This window comes from Pseudomonas khorasanensis (genome assembly GCF_014268505.2).
In the GTDB taxonomy this organism is placed as follows: Bacteria; Pseudomonadota; Gammaproteobacteria; order Pseudomonadales; family Pseudomonadaceae; genus Aquipseudomonas; species Aquipseudomonas khorasanensis.
On the sequence record NZ_JABWQP020000013.1, the window covers coordinates 127532 to 149520 of the forward strand.

Below are 21989 nucleotides of genomic sequence, written 5' to 3' on the forward strand. Positions count from 1 at the left end.
GCGTGCGGCTCAAGTGCATCAAACTGGCGGGGTTCAAATCCTTCGTCGACCCGACCACGGTGAACTTCCCCAGCAACATGGCGGCGGTCGTCGGGCCGAACGGTTGCGGCAAGTCGAACATCATCGACGCCGTGCGCTGGGTGATGGGCGAAAGTTCGGCGAAGAACTTGCGCGGCGAGTCGATGACCGACGTCATCTTCAACGGCTCGACCAGCCGCAAACCGGTGAGTCAGGCCAGTATCGAACTGGTCTTCGACAACTCTGACGGCACGCTGCTGGGCGAATACGCGGCCTACGCGGAAATTTCCATTCGCCGCAAAGTCACCCGCGACAGCCAGACCACGTATTACCTCAACGGCACCAAATGCCGTCGTCGCGACATTACCGACATTTTCCTGGGCACCGGCCTCGGCCCGCGCAGCTACTCGATCATCGAGCAGGGGATGATTTCCAAGCTGATCGAGTCCAAGCCCGAAGACCTGCGCAACTTCATTGAAGAAGCGGCGGGTATTTCCAAGTACAAGGAGCGTCGGCGCGAGACTGAAAACCGCATCCGTCGCACCCATGAAAACCTTGCTCGTCTCACTGACCTGCGAGAAGAGCTGGAACGCCAGCTCGAACGCCTGCATCGCCAGGCCGAAGCGGCCAAGAAGTATCAGGAACTCAAGGCCGAAGAGCGTCAGCTCAAGGCGCAACTCTCGGCCCTGCGCTGGCAGGACCTCAACGAGCAGGTCGGCCAGCGCGAGTCGATCATCGGCACCCAGGAGATCAGCTTCGAAGCGCTGGTCGCCGAGCAGCGCAATGCCGATGCCGCCATTGAACGCCTGCGCGACGGTCACCATGACCTGTCCGAGCGCTTCAATCTGGTGCAAGGCCGCTTCTATTCGGTCGGTGGCGACATCGCCCGCGTCGAGCAGAGCATCCAGCACGGCCAGCAACGCCTGCGCCAATTGCAGGACGATCTGAAAGAGGCCGAGCGGGCGCGTCTGGAAACCGAATCGCACCTTGGGCACGACCGAACCCTGCTGCTGACCCTGGGCGAAGAGCTGGACATGCTCACCCCGGAGCAGGAAGTCACCAGCGCTGCCGCCGAAGAGGCCGCCGCTGCGCTGGAAGAAGCCGAAACCACCATGCACGGCTGGCAGGAGCAGTGGGACACCTTCAACCTGACGGCCGCCGAGCCACGCCGTCAGGCTGAAGTCCAGCAGTCGCGCATCCAGCAGCTGGAAAGCAGCATGGAGCGTCTGGCCGACCGACAGAAGCGCCTCGGTGAAGAGCGCGCGTTGCTCTCGGCCGACCCGGAAGACGCGGCGATCATGGCGCTCAACGAGCAGCTCGCCGAGTCCGAGGCCACGCTCGAAGATTTGCAGACCAGCGAAGAAGCGCAGGTTGAAAAACTCGAACAACTGCGCCAGGAACTGCAGCAGGCGCTGACCGCGCAGCAACAGGCGCAGGGCGATTTGCAGCGCCTCAACGGTCGCCTGGCTTCGCTGGAAGCCTTGCAGCAAGCCGCGCTCGACCCGGGCACCGGCACCGCCGAATGGCTGCGTGAGCACAACCTCGCCGAGCGTCCGCGTCTGGCTGAAGGCCTGAAGGTCGAGGCGGGTTGGGAACTGGCGGTGGAAACCGTACTCGGCGCCGACCTGCAAGCGGTGCTGGTCGACGATTTCAGCGGTTTCGATTTGTCCGGTTTCGCCCAGGGCGATCTGCGCCTGCTCAGCCCGGCCAGCGATGGCGTGCGGGTGGCGGGCAGCTTGCTCGACAAGGTCGAGGCGCAGATTGATCTGTCGCCGTGGCTCGGCCAGGTCAAACCGGTCGACAGCCTTGAGCAGGCCCTGGCCTTGCGTGGTCAGTTGAGCGAAGGCCAAAGCCTGATCAGTCGCGATGGTTACTGGGTCGGCCGGCATTTTCTGCGCGTTCGCCGTGCCAGCGAAGCGGAAAGCGGCATGCTCGCCCGGGGCCAGGAAATCGAGGATTTGCAGCTCGAACGCGAAGAGCGCGAAGCCACGGTCGAGGCCATGGAAACCCGTTTGCAAACCCTGCGCGCGCAACAGCGTCAGCAGGAAAACGGTCGCGAACATTTGCGCCGTTTATTGCAGGACGAAGCGCGTCAGCAAGGCGAGCTGAAAGCACAATTGTCCGCTGGCAAAGCCAAGGCTGAACAACTGACATTGCGCCGCACGCGCCTTGACGAAGAATTGATCGAACTCGGCGAGCAGCGCGAACTCGAGCACGAACAAGTCGGCGAAGCGCGCATGCAATTGCAGGAAGCGCTGGATGCCATGGCGCTTGATACCGAGCAGCGCGAATTGCTCCTGGCCCAGCGTGACAGCTTGCGCGAACGTCTCGATCGCGTGCGTCAGGAGGCGCGGCAGCACAAGGATCACGCGCATCAACTGGCCGTGCGTCTCGGCTCTCTGCGCGCTCAGCACGACTCGACGCGTCAGGCACTTGAGCGGCTGGAAATGCAGGCCGAGCGCCTGACCGAAAAGCGCGAACAGTTGAGTCTGAATCTGGAGGAGGGCGAGGCACCGCTGGAAGAGCTGCGCCTCAAACTTGAAGAATTGCTCGACAAGCGCATGACCGTCGACGAAGAACTCAAGACCGCGCAAATCGCCCTGGAAGACGCCGATCGTGAACTGCGCGACGCGGAAAAACGCCGCACCCAGGCCGAACAGCAATCGCAGTTGATTCGCGGCCAGCTCGAACAACAGCGCATGGAATGGCAAGCCCTGACCGTGCGGCGCAAGGCCTTGCAGGATCAATTGCTCGAAGACGGCTACGATCTCAACGGCGTGCTCGCGACATTGACGGCGCAAGCCAGTGAACGCGAAGCCGAAGAAGAACTCGAACGCATCAACGCACGGATTCAGCGCCTGGGCGCGATCAACCTCGCGGCCATCGACGAATACACGCAACAATCCGAGCGTAAACGTTATCTGGATGCCCAGGACGCCGATCTGGTCGAGGCGCTGGAGACCCTGGAAAACGTCATTCGCAAGATCGACAAGGAAACCCGGAATCGTTTCAAGGATACCTTTGATCAGATCAACGGCGGATTACAGGCACTTTTTCCGAAAGTTTTCGGTGGCGGGCGCGCGTATTTGGAACTGACGGGCGAAGATCTACTCGATACAGGGGTGACGATCATGGCGCAGCCGCCGGGGAAGAAGAACAGCACCATCCATTTGCTCTCCGGCGGGGAAAAAGCCCTGACCGCGCTTGCATTGGTTTTTGCGATCTTCAAATTGAATCCGGCGCCGTTCTGCATGCTCGACGAAGTTGACGCGCCGCTGGATGACGCTAACGTTGGACGCTACGCGCGATTGGTCAAAGAGATGTCGCAGACTGTGCAGTTCATCTATATCACGCACAACAAGATCGCCATGGAAATGGCCGAGCAATTGATGGGCGTGACGATGCATGAGCCGGGTTGTTCGCGGCTGGTGGCCGTGGATGTCGAGGAGGCGATGGCGATGGTGGATGCCTGAGTCGGTGCGGTGTCGGAACGGGTTTTGGAGCTCTAGTGGACTTTTTACTGACATCGGCTGGATGGCCAATCGACATATTCGCGCGAGCCAAATGAGACAGACGGTGTAAAGTTGTCTTTGGTCGTGCTAGTTTAATGTCAATTTTTCGTATACGTGGGCAAAACGCCTGTCAGAACATAGAGTTGGCGCCACGTTTTAAAGCGGTTTACGCAGTGTAAACCCCTTATTTTTCAGCATTTTTTATAGAGGCACGGGATTACATGGAAATCGGTCTGCGCGAGTGGCTGATCGTCATCGGCATCATTGTGATAGCCGGTATTCTTTTCGATGGCTGGCGCCGTATGCGCGGCGGCAAGGGAAAGCTGAAATTCCGTCTCGACCGGAGCCTGTCCAATCTGCCGGATGAGGACACCAGCGCCGAGCTGTTGGGCCCGGCCCGGGTTCTGGATACGCACAAGGAACCGCAACTGGACGAGCACGATCTGCCGTCAGTGAGCATGCCGAACCGCGAAGCCCGCGAACCGCGTGAATCCGGCTCGAAGCGTGGCAAGCGCGGCAGCAACGGGCCGGCGCAGGGCGACCTTAACCTCGACCTTGATCTGGACGGCGGCCCGAGCTTCAGCAGCCGTGACGACGATTTCGCCGAAGGCAGCAAGCCTGCGCCGGTCGTGGCTGAAAAAGAGCAGCCGCAAGCCGAAGAAGTCCTGGTGATCAGCGTGATCTGTCGCGACCCGGCCGGCTTCAAGGGCCCGGCGCTGCTGCAAAACATTCTGGAAAGCGGTCTGCGTTTCGGCGAGATGGACATCTTCCACCGTCACGAAAGCATGGCCGGCAACGGTGAAGTGCTGTTCTCCATGGCCAACGCGGTCAAGCCGGGCATCTTCGATCTGGACGACATCGACCATTTCAGTACCCCGGCGGTGAGTTTCTTCCTCGGTCTGCCAGGCCCGCGTCATCCCAAGCAGGCTTTCGACGTGATGGTGGCGGCAGCCCGCAAGTTGTCCCAGGAACTGAACGGCGAATTGAAAGATGACCAGCGCAGCGTCCTGACCGCGCAGACGATTGAGCACTACCGTCAGCGCATCGTCGAATTCGAACGCCGCGCCCTGACCCAGAAGCGTTAAGGCAAGAACAGTTGTGGCGAGGGAGCTTGCTCCCGCTGGGTTGCGAAGCGGCCCCAAATTTGCGGCGGCTTCGCCACCGAGCGGGAGCAAGCTCCCTCGCCACAAGGTCTACAGCCTTGAGCGATTTGATTAGAAGATTGAGCAGCCTCGGCTGCTCTTTTGCTTTATGAGAGAACACCCATGACCGCCGCCGAAACCCGCATCCTAGAGCTTCGCGCTGAACTCGATCAGCACAACTATCGTTATCACGTCCTCAATGAGCCGAGCATTCCGGACGCCGAGTACGACCGGTTGTTCCACGAGCTCAAGGCACTGGAAGCGGCCAACCCGGAACTGATCACCAGCGATTCGCCGACCCAGCGCGTCGGCAGCATGGCGCTGACGGCGTTCACCCAAGTGCGCCACGAAATCCCGATGCTCAGCCTCGGCAACGCCTTCGAAGAATCCGACATGCGCGAGTTTGATCGGCGTGTCAGCGAAGGTCTCGATGTGCCGGCCGGCGATCTGTTCGGTGGCGGCACGGCAGTGGAATACAGCTGCGAGCCGAAGCTCGATGGCCTGGCGGTCAGCTTGCTGTATCAGGACGGTCTGCTGGTGCGCGGCGCTACCCGTGGCGATGGCACTACCGGCGAAGACATCAGCGTCAACGTGCGTACCGTGCGCAACATTCCGCTGAAACTGCACGGCGAGGGTTGGCCTGCGACGCTGGAAGTGCGCGGCGAAGTGTTCATGTCCAAGGCCGGGTTCGAGCGTCTCAACGCCACGCAACTGGAAGTCGGTGGCAAGACCTTCGCCAACCCGCGCAACGCCGCCGCCGGCAGCCTGCGCCAGCTCGACTCGAAAATCACCGCCAATCGCCCGCTGGAATTCTGTTGCTACGGCATCGGTCAGGTCTCCCACGACATTGCCGACACGCACATCGCTAACCTCAAGCAGTTGCAGAAGTGGGGCATGCCGATCAGTCATGAGCTGAAGCTGGCCAAAGGCATCGACGAGTGCCTTGAGTACTACCGCGATATCGGTGAGCGCCGAAGCTCGCTCAGCTACGAAATCGACGGCGTGGTATTCAAGGTCAACAGCATTGCCGACCAGCGCGAGCTGGGCTTTCGTGCCCGCGAACCGCGCTGGGCAATCGCGCATAAATTCCCGGCGATGGAAGAGTTGACCGAACTGCTGGACGTTGAATTCCAGGTCGGCCGCACCGGTGCCGTTACGCCGGTGGCCCGTTTGAAACCGGTGAAAGTGGCCGGCGTCACCGTGGCCAACGCCACACTGCACAACATGGACGAAGTGGCGCGTCTGGGCCTGATGATTGGCGACACGGTGATCATCCGCCGCGCCGGTGATGTCATCCCGCAAGTGGTGCAAGTGGTCACCGAGCGCCGCCCTGATAACGCGCGTCCGGTTGCCATTCCTGAAAGCTGCCCGGTGTGCGGCTCGCACGTCGAGCGCACGCAGTTGATCAAGCGCAGCAAGGGCAAGGAAACCATCAGTGAAGGCGCGGTGTATCGCTGCGTCGGGCGACTGGCCTGTGGCGCGCAACTGAAGCAGGCGATCATTCACTTTGTCTCGCGCCGCGCGATGGACATCGAAGGTCTGGGCGACAAGAGCGTCGAACAACTGGTCGACGAAGGTCTGGTCAACTCGCCTGCCGATCTGTATGCGCTGAAGTTCGAGGACATCGTCGATCTGGAAGGCTTTGCCGAGGTGTCCAGCAACAAGCTTCTGAAGGCCATCGAGGACAGCAAGCAACCGGGACTTGCGCGCTTCATTTATGCCCTGGGGATTCCGGATGTAGGTGAAGAAACGGCGAAAGTGCTAGCGCGCTCGCTGGGTTCGCTGGAGCGCGTGCGGCAGGCATTGCCGCACGTACTGACCTACCTGCCGGACGTCGGGCTTGAAGTTGCGCACGAGATTCACAGCTTCTTCGAGGATGCGCATAACCAGCAAGTGATCATTGAATTGCTGGGCCACGGTTTGCAGATTCAGGATCAGGGCGAACTCGGCGCAGAGTTCGCCGCCAGCACCACGCTGGGCGGCTTGCTCGACAAACTGCACATTCCCTATGTCGGCCCAGGTGGTGCGCAGAAACTGGCGGACAGGTTTGGTTCGCTCGAGGCAGTGATGAACGCTGACTGGCTGGATATGCGTCAGGCGTTGCCCGAGAAGCAGGCCAACTCGGTGCGCGAGTTCTTCGCCGTGCCTGAGCATCGCCAACTCGCCGAGCAGGCCGAGCAGCAACTGCGTGATTTCGGCATGCATTGGCAGAGCGAGAAGAAAGTCGTTGAAGGCCTGCCGTTGTCCGGGGAAACCTGGGTGCTGACCGGCAAGGTCGAGTTGATGAGCCGTGATGTGGCTAAAGATCACCTCGAAAGCCTGGGGGCGAAAGTGGCCGGCTCCGTCTCGGCGAAAACCCATTGCGTGGTGGCTGGGCCGGGTGCCGGATCGAAACTGACCAAGGCCAACGAGCTGGGCGTGAAAGTGATGGATGAAGAGGCGTTCATCGCCTTCCTCAAGACCCACGGCATCTCCGTTTAAGATCAAAAGATCGCAGCCTTCGGCAGTTCCTGCACGATGCTGATCGTTCCCACGCTCTGCGTGGGAATGCCGCCCCGGACGCTCCGCGTCCAGGGTGACGCAGAGCGTCACGGGATGCGTTACCACGCGGAGCGTGGGAACGATCATCTGTACAAAGGCGCGGGAACGATCTCCGCGCCAGGATGATCTAGTCTTGGCCAGTCCCAGGGAGAGATCGCCATGCATCGCTTTTTCGAGCAGCTCAGTTCCCGCATCATCGCGCCGTTCGTGGCCGGATCCTCGCGCAACAGCAAAGTCTGGCCGTGCCGTTGCGGCCAGTCGCTGTTCTTTCGCAACAGTCAGTGCCTGGCCTGTAACGCCTTGCTCGGCTACCAGCCCGAAGAAAGTCGCCTGACCTCGCTGCATCCGGGGCCGGAAGAGGGCACCTGGACACTTGACGTCGATCCTGACGCCGGCCTGTTCCGCCGCTGCGCCAATCTCGACATGCCCGCCGCATGCAACTGGCTGCTGCCGGCCAACGATCACGACACCTTGTGCATCGCCTGCAGCCTCAACCGCACCATCCCCGATCTGTCCGTTCCGGAAAATCCTGAACGCTGGCGCAAGGTCGAAATCGCCAAGCGCCGACTGGTCGCGCAACTGATCACCCTCGGTTTGTCGGTCATCCCGAAAACCGTGGACGAAGAAACCGGACTGGCTTTCGATTTTATCGGCGTCGACCTGCAAGGCAACGCGCCCATGACCGGCCACGCCAACGGCCTGATCACCCTCGACATCAAGGAGGCCGACGACGCTCATCGCGAGCAGGTCAGGGCGCAGATGCACGAACCCTATCGCACGCTGCTTGGTCATTTTCGCCATGAGGTCGGTCATTATTATTGGGATCGACTGATCGCCAACCGCCCGTGGCTCGGTGCGTTCCGTAACCTGTTCGGTGATGAACGCGCCAGTTATTCCGAGGCGCTGGACCGTCACTATCAACAAGGTGCGCCACTGGACTGGCCTCAGCATTACGTCAGCGCCTACGCAACCATGCACCCGTGGGAAGACTGGGCAGAAACCTGGGCGCATTACCTGCACATGATGGATGCGGTGGATACCGCGCTGGGCTTCGGCATGAGCGCGCGAGAAATGGACTTCGACTATCAGCCGTTTCCGACCAGCACCCTGTATGACCCCGAGCATCCTGGCGGTACCGCGTTCCTGTCATTCGTCAACGCGTGGATCGAACTGGCCGGCATGCTCAACGAGCTGTCACGCAGCATGGGCCAGCCGGATTTCTACCCGTTCGTACTGCCCGCACCGGCGATCGCCAAGCTGCACTTCATTCATCTGGTGATCCAGCAGGCGGGGGGCAGGGCGGATGAAGTGCTGGCTCTGTAGCTGCCGCAGGCTGCGATGTTTATGTCCTTGAAGCCGCTCAGGTTTTTTATCTGCAACCAACGGTTGTAACTTCACCTCAGATAGGTACAATGGCGCGGCTCGCCGACAGGCAAGCGTCGTTATGGTGACCCCATCGGTCCCCCCGCAACGATTACCCGTGAACCTGGTCAGATCCGGAAGGAAGCAGCCACAGCGGGAACATTGTGTGCCGGGGTGTGGCTGGTGGGGGCACCACCTTAACGAACAATCGACGGCTTCAGACAGAACTGCATGGGTTTCGCCTACTGCGGTTTTTTTATGCCTGTGATTTGGCCTCGGACGTTGATTCGCCATCAACCGCGCGTAAATCGGCAGTGGATCATTTGTCGTTTTGCTGCCGCGTCCCGATGCCCGTTCGGCTGTCGAAGCTGAACAGTGGCATACTCCCTCGCCTGGTATCGAGAGGTAAGGCACGTGGGCGAAATTGACGATCTGACCCGGGAAAAACTGCGCGAATGGCAGTTACGCCGTCTGGAAGTCAAAGCGCAAATGCAGGATCAGCCCGAGCGCACGCTGGAGTTGTCGCGAGTGCTTGACCTCATGGATGACGAGCACGCCGCGATTCTGGCGGCATCGACCGCGTTCAACGCGGATGAAGAGGCCGAGCAGCCGGACCCGGTGGAGCCGCAACCCGCCATCGTCGAACGCGAATCGGCCTCGGTGGTCGGCAAGTACGACCTGCAACTGCAAGCCACGGCGCAAAGCCCTGAACACCTGCGCAAACTGCTCGAGATGGCCATTTACGAAGTGCAGGCGCAGATTGACGCAGGGGCGGTGACTCGCGGCGCAGACCGACGCGGCATGTCGGGAACGCTGGGCGACTACTCTTTCGAGCTTCGTATCAATCCCGAGCCCGGCAGTGAGGGATACTTGCCGCGCTCACATCAAATGCACAACGAGAATGACCAGGACTGATCTGGTGATGTGTCAAAGCCCAGACGGCGAGGTTGTATGCACCCGGAACATTTTGATTTGGCCACACCGGTCTTTTTGCCCGTCACCCATGACGCCTGTACGGCGTTGTTGCAGCCCGATGGCGACGCTGCACTGGGCAATCTGACCGATCCGGAACTGGCGGCGGTGTTGGTCATTCAGAACCTGGCCCAGGCCACGGAAAACGATCTGAGCGCCAGCGCGGCGGAGAAGATTCTCGCCAGGCTCATCGATTGGTCCGTCACCTCGCGGCGCGAAGGATCGGCTGGACTGGTTTCAGAGGCACGGCGTCTGTTCGATTCGCGCAAGTTGTATTTCGGGCTCAATGCGATGAAAGGCCTGAACCTGCGGTTTCTCATGGCCGATGAAATCACCGCCCGCGAATATCTGTTGCCCGGCGGGCAGTGGGATGTGGACTACAAGATTCGGCACCAGCAACAGAACAACCCGTTCAGCCAGCAAATGGTCACGCCCCGTGAGCGTGAGCACTGGTTGAGCGCCGCGCAGGACAAACTGCTCAGAACCTTTCGAGCCAATCTGGACGAAGACCTGCATGTTCAGGGCTATGCGGGCATCGGCAAGAGCTACATGCTCAGTGCTCTGATTGAATGCCTGCGCTCTAAGCGGACCCTGGTGCTGGCGCGTACCCCGGCGAAGCTGGAGACCTTGCGCAAGCACATCGTGCAAGTGCACGACACTGAAATAGGCCAGACGTTTTTCGACTTTGCCCAGTCCCAATTGCTTGGGCCCCGGCTGCAAATGGCCAGGACGCCAGCGAGGATCCCGAGCAGGCAGGCGCTGGCGCAGGAACTGAATATTTTCGGTTTCCGGCACCACGACGGCCAAGGCACTCTCGAAGTCTGTCTGCGCGTGCTGGAGCTCTATTGCGCCTCAAGAGATCACACGCTGTCCGCCAGGCACCTGCCGCATTTCCAGCAACCTTTGACCGGCATGGACTCGCAAGCGCTGCTGGAGTATTCAAGTCGCCTGTGGGTTTATCTGGAGCACAATCCGGCCTGGGCCAGCCAGACCGGTTTCCCGACGTTGGTGATGATCAAGCGCGCCAGTCTGGCGGGTTGCCGCGTACCGCCGCGCTACACGCATGTGATCATCGATGAAAGCCAGGACGTGCCGGCGTCGCTGCTGCAAATCATCGAGCGCGGGCGTCAGGTGCTGATCACCCTTGGCGATGAGTATCAGCAGGCCACCGGCGAGCCGCTCAAACGCAACCGTGAAGTCCGGCAGAGTGATATCTGCTATTCCGTGCGCTCGGGCCGCAATGTCGAGCGGTTGGTCAACCCGCTCATCTCGCGCCATACGCACAAGAGCAAAGTACCGTTCGAGGGCGCTCGTCATGCGGACGTCGATATCGAGTACTACCCCGAAGCCTTCGTGCCGCCCGAGGGCTGCGTGGTCCTGACCGCCTCACCCTGGGACACGATGATGTGGGCCATCCACCTGCACGATTCCAACTGCGCGTTCAGTTTCCCCGACAAGCAGGCACAGGACGATATCAAGCATTTCATGACGACCGCCATCGAGCTGTTCCGGCGTGACTTCTACAACGCCGGGTCCAGCGAAAAAGGACCGCATCCGTATTTCAGCGACATGGCCGACTGGCAACAGGTGCGTGACGCCAACCCGTTCGATGAAGCCTTTTTGTGGATCGAAGCGCAATTGCAAAACGGCTTCATGATTGCCGACCTGACCCGACTGAACCAGCGGATCACCGCACCGGGTGAAGCCTGTCTGTTGATGATGGCCGAGCAGGCCGGCGGGATGGAGTTCAGGCGAGTGCTGTTGACGCGGACATTGCTCAGCAACGAAAAATTCAAGGACGCCTACGCATTCGATCAGCGAATCTGCGCTGTGTACATCGCCGTGTCCCGCGCCAGGCAGCAGCTTTATCTGCCTTACGACGTGGTGGAATGGATCGATTATCACCACAGCCGGGAGCCGAAATTCCGCGAGTCGCACGGTTATTGACCCGGCCACCCCTGTGGGAGCGAGCCTGCTCGCGAAGGCGTCGGCGTGTTCAACAACTGTGTCGCCTGACATACCGCTTTCGCGAGCAGGCTCGCTCCCACAGGCGGTTAGGGCGTGGTTGAAGAGGCGCCGGTGTAGAGCCGGATTATCTCGTCTATCTCGCCGGACATTTTCATCCGCAGCAGTGTCCGCAAGATCCGTTGTACCGGCACTTTCGGATCGTTCCTCACGTAGCAGCCGATAGTTTGCTCCTGCAACACCGCGACCGCTTGCAACTGCTGCTCCGGCAGCAGGCGCTGGTTGATCCAGTCCAGCGTCCACTGATTGCTCACCGCATAGCGATATCGACCGGCCAGCAGTTTTTCCAGCACTTGTTCCTGATTGCGCGCGTCCTCTCGTTGCAACTGGTCGGCGTCGAACAGCGGTTGCAGGGTGGGGTAGCTGTAACCGAGGACGGTGCCGATGGCCTGGCGCGGCAGGTGCGCCGGATTGAGGCGCGCGGGTGATTCCGTGCGGCTGACCAGCAGGTCGCGCTGAAACCACAGCGGCACGCTCCAGATGTAATCGCCCGACTGGTTCGGCAGCCACGATTGTGCGGCATAGCAGCGCACGTCGATTTCGCCGCGCTCCATGGCACTCTGTACGCGCGCGCGGGGCACAACGAGGAATTGCGCAGGAGCGCCGACCTGGGTGGCCAGGCTGATCAGGATGTCGTGCAGTATTCCCTGGGTCGGCTTGCCGCGTTCAATCTGCGCCATCGGCATGGACCAGCTGTCGGGCACGGCGAAGCGCAGCGCGGGCTCCGACGCCGCCACGCTCAGGCTGATGACCAGCAGTGCCCCCAGGGCCCAACGCATAAACGCTCCGGTAATTCCCGATCCCGAGCCGATAAAAGCCTCTGCTGATGCAGCTTAGCCATATTAGACGAGGACACCGGATGCAATTTTGCCCTTGCTCCGCTAGCATTAGCCGCTTCAGCTTCCTTCGTTGCGACGGTTTTCGATGAGTTATCAGGTTCTTGCACGTAAATGGCGTCCGCGCTCGTTCCGCGAAATGGTCGGCCAGACCCATGTGCTCAAGGCTCTGATCAATGCCTTGGACAGCCAGCGGCTGCACCATGCGTACCTGTTCACCGGTACGCGCGGGGTGGGTAAAACCACGATTGCGCGGATCATTGCCAAATGCCTGAACTGTGAGACAGGTATCACTTCGAGCCCCTGCGGCGAATGTTCGGTGTGCCGTGAAATCGATGAAGGCCGTTTCGTCGACCTGATCGAGATCGACGCCGCGAGCCGCACCAAGGTCGAAGACACCCGCGAGCTGCTCGATAACGTGCAATACGCCCCAAGCCGCGGGCGCTTCAAGGTTTACCTGATCGACGAAGTGCACATGCTGTCCAGCCATTCCTTCAATGCGCTGCTGAAAACCCTCGAAGAGCCGCCGCCCTACGTCAAGTTCATCCTGGCGACCACCGATCCGCAGAAACTTCCGGCAACGATTCTCTCGCGCTGCCTGCAGTTCTCCCTCAAGAACATGACGCCGGAGCGCGTGGTCGAGCACTTGACCCACGTGCTGACCGCCGAAAACGTGCCGTTCGAAGACGACGCCCTGTGGCTGCTCGGTCGCGCCGCTGACGGCTCGATGCGTGACGCCATGAGCCTGACCGATCAGGCCATCGCATTCGGTGAAGGCAAGGTTCTGGCCACCGACGTGCGGGCGATGCTCGGCACGCTCGATCACGGTCAGGTCTATGACGTGCTGCACTCGCTGATCGATGGCGACGCCCGGGCGTTGCTCGAAGGCGTGCGTCACCTGGCGGAGCAGGGGCCGGACTGGAACGGCGTGCTCTCGGAAATTCTTAACGTGCTGCACCGTGTTGCCATCGCCCAGGCGCTGCCGGAAGGTGTCGACAATGGCCACGGTGACCGCGATCGCGTGTTGGCTCTGGCGCAGGCATTGCCGGCCGAAGACGTGCAGTTCTATTACCAGATGGGCCTGATCGGTCGCCGCGATTTGCCGCTGGCCCCGGACCCGCGCGGTGGTTTCGAAATGGTCCTGTTGCGGATGCTCGCCTTCAGGCCCGCCGATACGGCGGACGCCCCGAGGCAACCGCTAAAGCCAGTGGGGATCAGCCAGGCCACAGTTGATTCCGCAAACTCCGTGGCTGCCGCGACCAAGCCTGCGCCGGTGGTCGCTGCGGCGGTAGCACCGACCCCGGCGCCGGTCGTCGCGCCTGCGTCAGTGTCCATTGCCGAACCCGCGCCGATTGCTCCCGTTGCTGAGCCACAGCCAGAACCTGTGCCTGAACCCGAGCCAGTCGCGGTTGAAGCCGTCGTCGATCTGCCATGGAACGACCCGGTCGAGCCCGAACCTGAACCGGCGCAGCAACCTGCCGTCGAACCGGTGCTGGAAACCGCCGCCGAGCAGCCTGAACTGCCGCCGATGCCGCTGCCGACCCCGGACAGTGTCGTGCCGGATGCTCCAGAGTGGGCCGCTGCGCCGACTCCCGAGCCGTCAGTCGCTGATGTCGATGCCGCCACGCCGGGCATGGACATGGACGATGAGCCGCCGCTGGACGAGGATTACATCGAGCCGGACATGGATTCGGCTTACAGCTACCTCGACGAACTGGCCAGCGAACACGCCGCCGAGCCCGCGCCTGAGCCCGAGCCGGAACCCGCCGCCGCGCCAGCCACGGGGCTCGCCTTGCAATGGCTGGAGCTGTTCCCGAAACTGCCGATTTCCGGCATGACCGGCAGCATCGCGGCCAACTGCACCCTGATCGCGGTCGATGGCGACCATTGGTTGATGCACCTCGATCCGGCGCACAGCGCTCTGTTCAACGCCACGCAACAGCGTCGTTTGAACGATGCGCTGAACCAGTTCCACGGACGTACGCTGACCCTGACCATCGAGCTGATCAAGCCCGAGCAGGAAACCCCCGCACAGGCGGCATCGCGCCGTCGCGCCAATCGTCAGCGGGAGGCGGAGGAGTCGATCCACGGCGATCCGTTCATCCAGCAGATGGTTCAGCAGTTCGGCGCGGTGGTGCGACACGATACTATTGAACCTGTCGACGCCTTGGTCACCCAAGGCTAATAACTGAGGGCGCCGGGCCTTGATGGCCGGGCGCTGTTTTGATCCAAGTACTTTTGAGGTGATTACCATGATGAAAGGTGGCATGGCCGGCCTGATGAAGCAGGCGCAGCAGATGCAGGAAAAAATGGCCAAGATGCAGGAAGAACTGGCCAACGCCGAAGTCACCGGCAAGGCCGGCGGCGATATGGTCACCGTGGTGATGACCGGTCGTCATGACGTCAAGAGCGTCAGCATCGACCCAAGCCTGGTTGAAGGCCTGAGCGAAGACGACAAAGAGATGCTGGAAGCCGTGGTTGCCGCCGCCGTCAATGACGCCGTGCGCAAGATCGAAGCCAACAGCCAGGAAAAAATGGGCAGCATGACCGCTGGCATGAACCTGCCGGCCGGTATGAAACTGCCATTCTGATTCGCCTTGCGGCGGCAGATGAGCTAAACAAAATGCCAGGCATAGCGCCTGGCATTTTTGTTTCTGTGCGACGCTGATCGTTCCCATGCTCTGCGTGGGAATGCCTCTAGGGACGCTCCGCGTTCCAGCTTGCGATTGGGACGCGGAGCGTCCCGGGCTGCATTCCCACGCGGAGCGTGGGAACGATCAGTGGGAGCGAGCTTGCTCGCGAAGAGGTCGACTCGGTGCGCCTGAAGAAACATCGAACACACCACCGCTGGAAAGGTCTGCTCCCTATACCACTGAATTCCCCATTCACAGGAGACGCTGACATGTCCGACCCTCTCACTCTCAATCAACGCTTCGTCCTCGCCTCGCGCCCGACCGGCGCGCCGACGCCAGAAAATTTCCGGCTTGAGCGTGAGGCGCTGCCTGATCTGCAAGAAGGCCAGGTGCTGCTGAAAACCCTGTACCTGTCCCTCGATCCGTACATGCGCGGACGCATGAGCGACGCGCCTTCCTACGCCGCTCCGGTACAGATCGGCGAAGTGATGACCGGCGGCGCGGTCAGCCGAGTCGAGCGCTCCAACCATCCGAAATTCCACGAAGGCGACCTGGTGGTCGGCGCCACCGGTTGGCAGAGCCACAGCATCAGCAACGGCCGCGACATCATGCCAATTCCCGCCGGCCTGCCAAGTCCGTCGATGGCTCTCGGGGTGCTGGGCATGCCGGGCATGACCGCGTACATGGGGCTGATGGACATCGGTCAGCCGAAAGAGGGCGAAACCCTGGTGGTGGCCGCAGCTTCCGGTGCGGTGGGCTCGGTGGTCGGGCAAGTGGCGAAGATCAAAGGCTTGCGCGCGGTCGGTGTGGCCGGCGGTGCCGAGAAGTGCAGATACGTGGTCGAAGAGCTGGGCTTCGATGCGTGCATCGACCACAAGGCCGCCGATTTTGCCGAGCAGTTGGCCAAGGCCTGCCCCGACGGTATCGACATCTATTACGAAAACGTCGGCGGTCATGTGTTCGACGCCGTGGTGCCGTTGCTCAACCCCAAGGCGCGTATTCCGCTGTGCGGCCTGATTGCCGGCTACAACGCCTCCGAGGTGCCACAAGGCCCGGATCGCCTGCCGATGCTGCAACGCACGCTGTTGACCAAACGAGTACGGATTCAGGGCTTCATCGTGTTCGACGACTACGGCGACCGTCAGCCGGAATTCATCAGCCACATGGTGCCGTGGGTGCGCGAAGGCAAGGTGAAGTTCCGCGAGGACGTGGTCGAAGGCCTGGAGCAGGCACCCGAAGCGTTTATCGGTCTGCTGGAAGGGCGCAACTTCGGCAAACTGGTGGTGCGGGTCGCCCAGGACTGAGTATTTGACGCTGGCCAGAGGCGCGGGTATAAACCGCGTCTCGTTGTGTTGTCGGACTTTTTACCCATGAGCTTCAGCCCTTTGATTCGCCAACTGATCGACGCTTTGCGCACTTTGCCGGGCGTGGGTCAGAAAACCGCTCAGCGCATGGCGTTGCAGTTGCTCGAACGCGACCGCAGCGGCGGTACGCGCCTGGCCCAGGCACTGAGCCAGGCCATGGAAGGTGTTGGCCATTGCCGTCAGTGCCGGACGCTGACCGAAGACGACCTGTGCCCGCAGTGCGCCGACCCGCGCCGCGACGACACGCTGCTGTGCGTAGTGGAAGGGCCGATGGATGTCTACGCGGTGGAGCAGACCGGGTTCCGTGGCCGCTATTTCGTGCTCAAGGGGCATCTGTCGCCGCTTGATGGGCTGGGCCCGGAAGCGATCGGCATTCCGCAGCTGATCGCGCGGATTGAAGAGGCCGGCACGTTTACTGAAGTCATTCTTGCGACCAACCCGACCGTTGAAGGCGAGGCGACGGCGCATTACATCGCCCAGTTGCTCAGCAACAAAGGCTTGGTTGCTTCGCGGATTGCCCACGGTGTGCCGCTGGGCGGCGAGCTGGAATTGGTCGATGGCGGCACGCTGGCGCATTCGTTTGCCGGGCGTAAGCCGATTTCCTTGTAGTTTCAGGCGTCTTGAAGGACGCCTTCGCGAGCAGGCTCGCTCCCACATTGGTTCCAGGTACACCATTAATTTACTGTGGGAGCGAGCTTGCTCGCGAATGGCGCACTTCGGTCAATTTGATTCACTCAATGGTATTGAAAACCAAGCAAGCGCTCGGTTAACGTCGGCGAACCCTTCCGTGGAGCTCGCCCATGCCTGCCTTTCAGGAATACTTCGACCCCAGCCATCAATTGGTCCGCGACAGCGTCAGACGTTTCGTCGAGCGCGAGATCCTGCCGGACATTGAACAGTGGGAAGAGTCCGAAAGTTTTCCCCGCGAGTTGTACCTGAAAGCCGGGGCGGCCGGCATCCTCGGCATTGGTTACCCAGAGGCGCTCAGTGGCAGCCATGAGGGCGATCTGTTCGCCAAGGTCGCCGCCAGTGAGGAGTTGATGCGCTGCGGTTCTGGCGGGCTTGTCGCAGGGCTCGGATCGCTGGATATCGGTTTGCCGCCGATCGTCAAATGGGCGCGCCCTGAAGTGCGTGATCGGGTCGTGCCGCAAGTGCTCAGTGGAGAAAAGATCAGCGCCCTGGCCGTCACCGAGCCCGGCGGTGGTTCAGACGTCGCCAATCTGCAGACCCGCGCCGTGCGCGACGGCGATTGTTATCGCGTCAGCGGCAGCAAAACCTTTATCACCAGCGGCGTGCGCGCCGACTTCTACACCGTCGCGGTGCGCACCGGGGCGCAGGGGTTCGGCGGCATCAGCCTGTTGCTCATCGAAAAAGGCACGCCAGGTTTCACGGTTGGCCGGCAGTTGAAGAAAATGGGCTGGTGGGCGTCGGATACCGCTGAATTGTTCTTCGACGATTGCCGCGTGCCTGTAGGGAATCTAATTGGCGCCGAGAACATGGGCTTCGCCTGCATCATGGGCAATTTCCAGAGCGAGCGGCTGGCGTTGGCGCTGATGGCCAACATGACTTCACAGTTGGCGCTGGAAGAAAGTCTGAAATGGGCCCGCGAGCGTGAAGCGTTTGGCAAGCCGATCGGCAAGTTTCAAGTGATCAAGCATCGCCTCGCCGAGATGGCGACCGCGCTCGAAGTGTCGCGGGAGTTCACTTACAGGCAAGCAGCGAAAATGGCGGCCGGCCAAAATGTGATCAAGGAAATTTCCATGGCCAAGAACTTCGCCACCGACACCTCGGACCGCATCACCACCGAAGCGGTGCAGATTCTCGGCGGGCTGGGTTACATGCGCGAAAGCCTGGTGGAGCGGCTGTATCGGGATAACCGCATTCTGTCGATCGGCGGCGGGACGCGGGAAGTGATGAACGAAATCATCAGCAAGCAGATGGGGCTTTAAGTTTTGCGGTTGAGCTGCCGGCCCCTTCGCGAGCAGGCTCGCTCCCACAGTTGAAATGCATTCCCCTGTGGGAGCGAGCCTGCTCGCGAAAGCGGCCTGTCAGGCGCTGATTATTTATCGGTCAAGGCAAACTGCGTCAGACAAAACGTAGGAATGCCCATGTCCTGCAAACGCTGCGAGCCCTGCAGCTCCGGCAAATCAATAATCGCCGCTGCCTCATGCACCTTGGCGCCCATGCGGCGAATCAGGTTGGCCGCTGCGATCAGGGTGCCGCCGGTGGCGATCAGGTCATCGAACATCACCACCGAGTCGCCTTCGCACAGGCTGTCGGCGTGCACTTCCAGAAACGCTTCGCCGTACTCGGTCGCGTAGCCTTCGGCGAGCACGTCCGCCGGCAGCTTGCCTTGCTTGCGGAACAGCACCAGCGGCTTGTTCAGCTGGTAAGCCAGCACCGAACCGATCAGGAAGCCACGGGCATCCATCGCGCCGATGTGGGTGAAGTCGGCTTCGACATAGCGATGGGCGAAGCTGTCCATCACCAGGCGCAGAGCCGTCGGCGACTGGAACAGCGGGGTGATGTCGCGAAAGATCACGCCCGGCTTGGGGAAGTCGATCACGGGACGGATGAGGGATTTGATGTCGAAGGAGTCGAAGACCATCGGGGTGTCCTGGCAGGGCTGCAAACGGCGCAGTATACCCGCGGCTGAAACGATTCGCTCAACCGCGGGTCGTGATCAGCCTTCGATCGAGCCGCCCGCCAGCGCGCAGAGCTGGATCGGGTCGAGGATGTGAATCTCTTTGCCCTCGGCGGCGATCAGTTCGTTCTGCTGAAAACGGGTGAACACCCGCGACACGGTTTCCACCGCCAGGCCCAGATAGTTGCCGATTTCGTTGCGCGACATGCTCAGGCGGAACTGGTTGGCCGAGAAGCCACGCGCCCTGAAACGCGCCGACAGGTTGACCAGAAACGTGGCGATGCGCTCGTCAGCGGTTTTCTTCGACAACAGCAGCATCATTTGCTGGTCGTCACGAATCTCGCGGCTCATCACGCGCATCAACTGACGGCGCAATTGCGGCAGTTGCACGGCCAGTTCATCGAGGCGTTCGAAGGGGATTTCACAGACCGAGGTGGTTTCCAGTGCCTGGGCGGACACCGGGTGTTTCTCGGTGTCCATGCCCGACAGGCCGACCAGTTCGCTCGGCAAATGGAACCCCGTCAGTTGCTCTTCGCCAGCATCGCTCAGGCTGAAGGTTTTCAGGGCGCCGGAGCGTACTGCATAAACGGAATCGAAGGTGTCACCCTGGCGAAAAAGGAATTCGCCTTTTTTCAACGGGCGACCGCGTTTAACGATTTCGTCCAGCGCATCCATGTCTTCCAGATTCAGCGAAAGTGGCAGGCAGAGAGGGGCCAGGCTGCAATCCTTGCAATGGGCCTGGTTGTGAGCGCGCTGTTTGACTGGCTCGGACATTTCTTCAATCCTTGTGGGAAAACACACATAAGCTGTAAGGGTAACCCACGGAAGGACATTCAGGCCAGCGCGCGGCGATGTTGTCCCGCAGACGTAAAGCCGCAGCATTCGCAGCCGATAAACAGGTATCAGCACGTAGAAAAGGAAGGATCCGATGACCGCCATTGGCACGCTAAGCCCCGGCAACAGCGGCGTTACAACATTGCCGGAGGTTGCGAACACCGACGCTGCGATCGACCGCGACGCCGATTTGTCGAGCGCGGCAACCCCGACCTTGGTCGAGGGCGTCAAAGTGTCGCTGTCCGGGGCGGCGATTGAAAAGTCCGCCGCTGTGGGCGGCGAGAACAGTGATATCGACAACAGCGGCTTGCCGGAGAACATCCAGCAGTTGCTGAAAATGATCCGCAAAATACAAAAGGAGATAGTCGAGAAGAAAGCCCGGATGGCTGCCGTCATGACCGACAAGTCCCTGTCCAACGAAGAAAGGATCAATAAGCTCGCCGCGCTGCGCGGCGCCATCGCGGCCCTGAACAGCGGCATGATCACAGCCAGCCTGGCCCTGTCCAAGGTGATGAACCAGTCGGCATTGAGCGCGGATCAGAACCTCAAGGTGGGCGCGTTGCTGACCAAGCCCTAAATCACCCGCGAGAAGCGCTGGCGGTTCTGTTGCGCCAGGTACGCATCGAACACCATGCACACTGAGCGCACCAGCAAACGACCGGCCGGCAACACCTCGATCCGTTCGCGATCGAGTCTGATCAGGCCATCTTCGGCCATGCCTTGCAGCTGCGGCCATAGCGCGCCGAAATAGCCCCGGAAATCAATGTTGAACAGCCGCTCGATCTCGGCGAATTCAAGACTGAAATCGCAGATCAGTTGCTGAATCACCGCTCGGCGCAGGCGATCATCGGCGTTGCACACCAAGCCCCGGCTCGTCGCCAGTTGCGCGCTGGCGAGGGCGTTCTGATAGGCATTGAGATCGCTGCTGTTCTGGCAATACAAATCGCCGATCTGACTGATCGCCGAAACGCCCAGACCAATCAGATCGCAATGCCCGTGGGTGGTGTAGCCCTGGAAGTTGCGTTGCAACGTTTGCTCTTCCTGAGCGATCGCTAATTCGTCATCGGGGAGGGCGAAGTGGTCCATGCCGATGTAGCGGTAACCGGCCGCGGTCAGTTGCTCGATGGTGCGCTGGAGCATTTCCAGCTTTTGCGCGGGGCTCGGCAGTTCACTGCTGTTGATCCGCCGCTGCGGCATGAAGCGTTCCGGCAGGTGCGCATAGTTGAACACCGAAAGGCGATCGGGTTGCAGGCTGATGACTTCCTCCACCGTGCGGGAAAAATTGTCCGGGGTTTGCTTGGGTAAACCGTAAATCAGATCGATGTTGATCGAGCGAAATTGCAGAGTCCGCGCCGCGTCGATCACCGCGCGGGTTTCTTCCAGACTCTGCAGGCGATTGACCGCGCGTTGCACTGCCGGGTCGAGGTCTTGCAGGCCGATGCTGACCCGGTTGAAACCCAGCTCACGCAGCAGGCCCATGGTTGACCAGTCGGCCTCGCGCGGATCGATTTCGATGCCGTAATCGCCGGAGTCGTCGTCCAGCAAACTGAAATGCTTGCGCAGGTGCGCCATCAACTGCCGCAGTTCGTCGTGGCTGAGAAAGGTCGGCGTGCCGCCGCCGAAATGCAGTTGCTCGACTTTCTGCGCCGGGTCGAGGTGGCAGCCGACCAACCGGATTTCCTGCTCCAGCCGTTGCAGATAAGGCTGCGCGCGGCCGCGATCCTTGGTGATGACTTTGTTGCAGGCGCAGTAATAACAAATGTTCGCGCAGAACGGCACGTGCACGTACAGCGATAAGGGCCGCTGAGCCTTGCGGCTGTCACGCAGGGCATGGAACAGGTCGAACGTGCCGACCTGATCATGAAACTGCACGGCGGTTGGATACGAGGTGTAGCGCGGCCCCGCCAGATCGTAACGGCGGATCAAATCGGTGTCCCAACGAATGGCGTCGAGCATGCGGGCATTCCCCCGGATAGGCTGGCAGTGTGGCGAGTCTAGGGGAGGGCGCGGTGGGGCATGTTGATTTGCATCAACAGCTATAAGATCAAAAGATCGCAGCGTGCCGCAGCTCCTTGTATCTCGACTAACGCTCCGTCAGGAGCGATA

The 21989-nt window shown here is 60.9% G+C and carries 16 protein-coding genes and 1 other RNA gene; 13 read left to right on the forward strand and 4 right to left on the reverse strand.

What is annotated here, in order from left to right; translation table 11 throughout:
* The first annotated feature begins 2 nt into the window (after positions 1–2).
* From smc to HU727_RS21915, 7 genes are all read left to right on the forward strand, one after another.
* Complete coding sequence (gene smc / locus HU727_RS21885) at positions 3–3491, forward strand: chromosome segregation protein SMC (RefSeq protein ID WP_186534096.1); 3489 nt, start codon at positions 3–5, stop codon at positions 3489–3491.
* Positions 3492–3751: 260 nt separating this feature from the next.
* Positions 3752–4615 (forward strand): cell division protein ZipA, encoded by an 864-nt coding sequence (gene zipA, locus HU727_RS21890; RefSeq protein ID WP_186534095.1) that lies wholly within the window; start codon positions 3752–3754, stop codon positions 4613–4615.
* A gap of 180 nt (positions 4616–4795) precedes the next feature.
* Entirely contained in the window at positions 4796–7153 is a 2358-nt protein-coding gene (gene ligA / locus HU727_RS21895) for an NAD-dependent DNA ligase LigA (RefSeq protein WP_186534094.1), read from the forward strand.
* Positions 7154–7372: 219 nt separating this feature from the next.
* On the forward strand, positions 7373–8536 hold the full coding sequence (locus HU727_RS21900; RefSeq protein ID WP_186534093.1) for a zinc-binding metallopeptidase family protein: 1164 nt from the start codon (positions 7373–7375) through the stop codon (positions 8534–8536).
* 131 nt (positions 8537–8667) lie between these two features.
* Positions 8668–8764, forward strand: an RNA gene (gene ffs / locus HU727_RS21905) — signal recognition particle sRNA small type.
* 225 nt (positions 8765–8989) lie between these two features.
* Positions 8990–9490, forward strand: coding sequence for a hypothetical protein (locus tag HU727_RS21910; RefSeq protein WP_186534092.1), 501 nt, complete (start codon positions 8990–8992; stop codon positions 9488–9490).
* A gap of 36 nt (positions 9491–9526) precedes the next feature.
* Positions 9527–11494, forward strand: a complete 1968-nt coding sequence (locus HU727_RS21915; protein WP_186534091.1) for a hypothetical protein — start codon at positions 9527–9529, stop codon at positions 11492–11494.
* 107 nt (positions 11495–11601) lie between these two features.
* Here the strand turns inward: HU727_RS21915 and HU727_RS21920 are convergent, their stop codons facing one another.
* The gene (locus HU727_RS21920) at positions 11602–12351 is read right to left on the reverse strand and encodes a substrate-binding periplasmic protein (RefSeq protein WP_186534090.1); all 750 of its coding nucleotides are present in this window, start codon (positions 12349–12351) and stop codon (positions 11602–11604) included.
* A 145-nt stretch (positions 12352–12496) separates the two neighbouring features.
* Here HU727_RS21920 and dnaX point away from each other — a divergent pair, with 145 nt between their 5' ends.
* The 5 genes from dnaX (at position 12497) to HU727_RS21945 (ending at position 18354) form a co-directional block, all read left to right on the forward strand.
* Positions 12497–14593, forward strand: a complete 2097-nt coding sequence (dnaX, locus tag HU727_RS21925; RefSeq protein WP_186534089.1) for a DNA polymerase III subunit gamma/tau — start codon at positions 12497–12499, stop codon at positions 14591–14593.
* Between the two features lie 67 nt (positions 14594–14660).
* On the forward strand, positions 14661–14999 hold the full coding sequence (locus HU727_RS21930) for a YbaB/EbfC family nucleoid-associated protein (RefSeq protein ID WP_003223337.1): 339 nt from the start codon (positions 14661–14663) through the stop codon (positions 14997–14999).
* Positions 15000–15310: 311 nt separating this feature from the next.
* Positions 15311–16345 (forward strand): NADPH-dependent curcumin/dihydrocurcumin reductase, encoded by a 1035-nt coding sequence (gene curA, locus HU727_RS21935; protein WP_186534088.1) that lies wholly within the window; start codon positions 15311–15313, stop codon positions 16343–16345.
* 66 nt (positions 16346–16411) lie between these two features.
* Entirely contained in the window at positions 16412–17014 is a 603-nt protein-coding gene (recR, locus tag HU727_RS21940) for a recombination mediator RecR (protein ID WP_186534087.1), read from the forward strand.
* A gap of 191 nt (positions 17015–17205) precedes the next feature.
* Positions 17206–18354, forward strand: a complete 1149-nt coding sequence (locus HU727_RS21945) for an acyl-CoA dehydrogenase family protein (RefSeq protein WP_186534086.1) — start codon at positions 17206–17208, stop codon at positions 18352–18354.
* Between the two features lie 110 nt (positions 18355–18464).
* Here the strand turns inward: HU727_RS21945 and HU727_RS21950 are convergent, their stop codons facing one another.
* Together HU727_RS21950 and fnr are read right to left on the reverse strand one after the other, a co-directional pair.
* Positions 18465–19013, reverse strand: coding sequence for an adenine phosphoribosyltransferase (locus HU727_RS21950; RefSeq protein WP_186534085.1), 549 nt, complete (start codon positions 19011–19013; stop codon positions 18465–18467).
* Between the two features lie 75 nt (positions 19014–19088).
* On the reverse strand, positions 19089–19823 hold the full coding sequence (gene fnr / locus HU727_RS21955; protein ID WP_186534084.1) for a fumarate/nitrate reduction transcriptional regulator Fnr: 735 nt from the start codon (positions 19821–19823) through the stop codon (positions 19089–19091).
* 154 nt (positions 19824–19977) lie between these two features.
* On the opposite strand from fnr, the gene HU727_RS21960 reads away from it, so the two are divergent.
* Positions 19978–20460, forward strand: coding sequence for a hypothetical protein (locus tag HU727_RS21960; RefSeq protein ID WP_186534083.1), 483 nt, complete (start codon positions 19978–19980; stop codon positions 20458–20460).
* Here the strand turns inward: HU727_RS21960 and hemN are convergent.
* On the reverse strand, positions 20457–21839 hold the full coding sequence (gene hemN, locus HU727_RS21965; RefSeq protein WP_186534082.1) for an oxygen-independent coproporphyrinogen III oxidase: 1383 nt from the start codon (positions 21837–21839) through the stop codon (positions 20457–20459). The two genes, HU727_RS21960 and hemN, sit on opposite strands and share 4 nt — an antisense overlap.
* Positions 21840–21989 lie beyond the last annotated feature (150 nt).